The sequence below is a fragment of the Streptomyces niveiscabiei genome (assembly GCF_001419795.1).
Lineage (GTDB): Bacteria > Actinomycetota > Actinomycetes > Streptomycetales > Streptomycetaceae > Streptomyces > Streptomyces niveiscabiei.
Window position 1 is genome coordinate 1 of the sequence record NZ_LIRL01000811.1, and the last position, 2,399, is coordinate 2,399.

Annotated in this window: 4 protein-coding genes; all 4 read left to right on the plus strand. The window is 66.7% G+C overall.

All coding sequences use genetic code 11. The features are described 5' to 3' along the window. The first annotated feature begins 171 nt into the window (after positions 1-171). The 4 genes from AOK24_RS34300 (at position 172) to AOK24_RS34315 (ending at position 2,220) form a co-directional block, all read left to right on the plus strand. Positions 172-1,050 (plus strand): helix-turn-helix domain-containing protein, encoded by an 879-nt coding sequence (locus AOK24_RS34300; protein ID WP_055723907.1) that lies wholly within the window; start codon positions 172-174, stop codon positions 1,048-1,050. Between the two features lie 5 nt (positions 1,051-1,055). Further along, a complete protein-coding gene (locus AOK24_RS34305) occupies positions 1,056-1,241 on the plus strand; it encodes a DUF397 domain-containing protein (protein WP_055723908.1) in 186 nt (61 codons plus the stop codon). A 159-nt stretch (positions 1,242-1,400) separates the two neighbouring features. Next, positions 1,401-1,682: a hypothetical protein gene (locus tag AOK24_RS34310; protein ID WP_055723909.1), complete on the plus strand. Its 282-nt coding sequence runs from the start codon at positions 1,401-1,403 to the stop codon at positions 1,680-1,682. A gap of 148 nt (positions 1,683-1,830) precedes the next feature. Then, complete coding sequence (locus AOK24_RS34315) at positions 1,831-2,220, plus strand: WXG100 family type VII secretion target (RefSeq protein ID WP_055723910.1); 390 nt, start codon at positions 1,831-1,833, stop codon at positions 2,218-2,220. The last annotated feature ends 179 nt before the right edge of the window (positions 2,221-2,399 follow it).

The following is a 2,399-nucleotide window of genomic DNA, read 5'->3' on the forward strand; positions in this document are numbered from 1 at the left end:
GGGCAGGAGTCGGTCATGGGAGCTCCTCGTGCGGTGGGGTGCGGGCAGCAGGGTGCCTTCCCAACTCGTTTCGCCGTGTGGCGGGTTGTGTACTTAAGGTAGCGTCGAGTCCGCACGCGCAGCAATCGAACATGGCAGAAAAATTGATGCCTCGATAGAGGGAGACGCAGGGTGGGGAACAATCCGGACCGCGGGCGCACCATCACCACCGTCCTCGGACGCCGGCTCGGCGGCGAACTGCTGAAGATGCGCGAGGCACGCGAGCTGCGCCAGGCGCATGCCGCCGAGGCGCTCACGGCGTCGGTGGCGAAGGTCGCGAAGATCGAACGGGGCCAAGTCCCCTTGCGGGACCCGGACGTTCGCGCGCTGTGTCATCTGTACGGGGAGAACGACGAGGCGGTGATCGGGAGGCTGCTGGCGCTGGCGAAGGCGGACCGGGAGCGGCGTAAAGCCAAGGGGTGGTGGAATCAGTACCCTCAGCTGCCCGCGATGGTCGAGTACGTAGCGCTTGAGGACATCGCCACCACCATGCGTATCTGGGAACTGACGTTCATCCCGGGGCTGTTGCAGACGCCGGACTACGCACGCGCGGTGGCGGTCGGCGCGGGTTCGTGGAAGGACCCCGGGGACATCGAGCCCTTCGTGGAGGCCCGGCTGGCCCGGCAGGCGCGGCTGCGGTCCGACCGGCCGCTGGAGGTGTGGGCGGTCGTGCACGAAAGCGTCCTGCGACAACTCGTTGGCGGAAGCGCCGTCATGCGGGCACAGTTGGAGCACCTGCGGGACATGGCGGGACGGCCGAACGTGAAGTTGCAGGTGCTGCCCTTCCACGTGGGTGCTCACGCCGGTATGACCGGCGCCTTCACCATCGTGTCGTTCGCTGAACCCGGCGCGCTGGACGTGGTGCACGTGGACACCAGTTCGTCGTCGGTCTGGCTGGAGAGCGATACTGATGCCGACCAGCACAACGGGCTCTTCGACCGGATCGCACGGGTGAGCCTCGCGCAGCGGAACTCGGTCAAGCTGATCGAGGGGATCCTGAAGGAGATGTAGTCGAGGTGGCCGCGTTCGAGTTCGTCAAGTCCAGCTACAGCGGCGGCAATGACGGTCAGCACTGTGTCGAGGTCGCCCGCAACATCCCCGGCACCATCGCCGTCCGCGACTCGAAGAACCCCACCGGCCCCCTCCTCCACCTCACCCCCTCCGCTTGGACCTCGCTCCTCGAAGCGTTTTCGGCCAAGTAACGTAACGGCAATCCGTTTCGGTGCACCCTCTCTGGCTGATTCCACGATGGTGAAGTGATCGTCTTCTCGGTAATGTTCGGACATGCCCGGCGTCCCGCTATTCGAGACGTCGCGCCTTTTCAGGTTGCCCGTCGGGGTTTTCTCAGAACGGAGCGTCGGATGACCGGCACCACCTCCGACACCGCTCGTGGCGCGGGGGAGGGCAGTTGGGTTCTTTCCCTGCTGGCACTCATCCCCGCTGCGACTCTCGGATTCTTCACCGACCTGTCCACGCCCTGGCGCGAACTTTCCTGGATCTCCATCGCATTGTCCGTGACCTTGCTGGTGGCCGGTTGGACGACAGTTTTCCGGCACGGAATGCGAGGGGCTTCCGCCTGGGGCATCTGTGTTTTCGCGCACGCGGTGATCCTGTTGCAGGTGATCGCCACAGCCCGGAACTGATCCGAGAATTCAGCGGGACGTCCGGGCCGCCGTCGACGCCCACCGGCCGCCGGCTGAGATGCGCGCGGACGGCTTCCGGGGGGCAGCGTTTCACCTCCCCTTTAAGCTCACGCCGTACCATCACTCCCCGGCACCGTAGGGAGGGCGTGTGGGGACCCCGGATCTGAAAGCGACGCGGGATGAGTTGTCGCGGCTCGCGAACGACCTCGACGACATGCGGGACCACCTTGATGGCCAGGTCGTGAGGATGGACGCGATCGTCGACCGGATCGAGGCCGGGTGGCGGGGGCCCGCCGGGGCCGCGTACCGGGAGTTTCACCGCGCCGCCACCGAGGACGCCGTACGCATTCGCGAAGTCGTGAAGCTGCTCGCCGAGGCCGTACGGCTGAGCCGGGACGGGTTCTCCGCCACCGACCTCGACGTGCTGGAGCGGATCCGCGCCGTGCAGGTGGACGTCGCGAGTGAGGTCGCGCGGCTGTCCACGCCCAACTCGCAGGCCCCGTCGGAGACTTCGCGCAGCACGCTCGACGCGTACTGATCACCATGGCAGCAGGGGGAGACATGTCGGACGAGCCGATCACCGTGTCGTTCACGGCACTTCAGGAACTCACCGCCGACCTGGAGGACATCCTCAGGCAGCTCAACGAGAAGCTGGAGGCGCTGTACGGGCGGGCGGAGCCGGTCGTGCTGTCCTGGCGGGGCGAGGCGCGCGAGGTG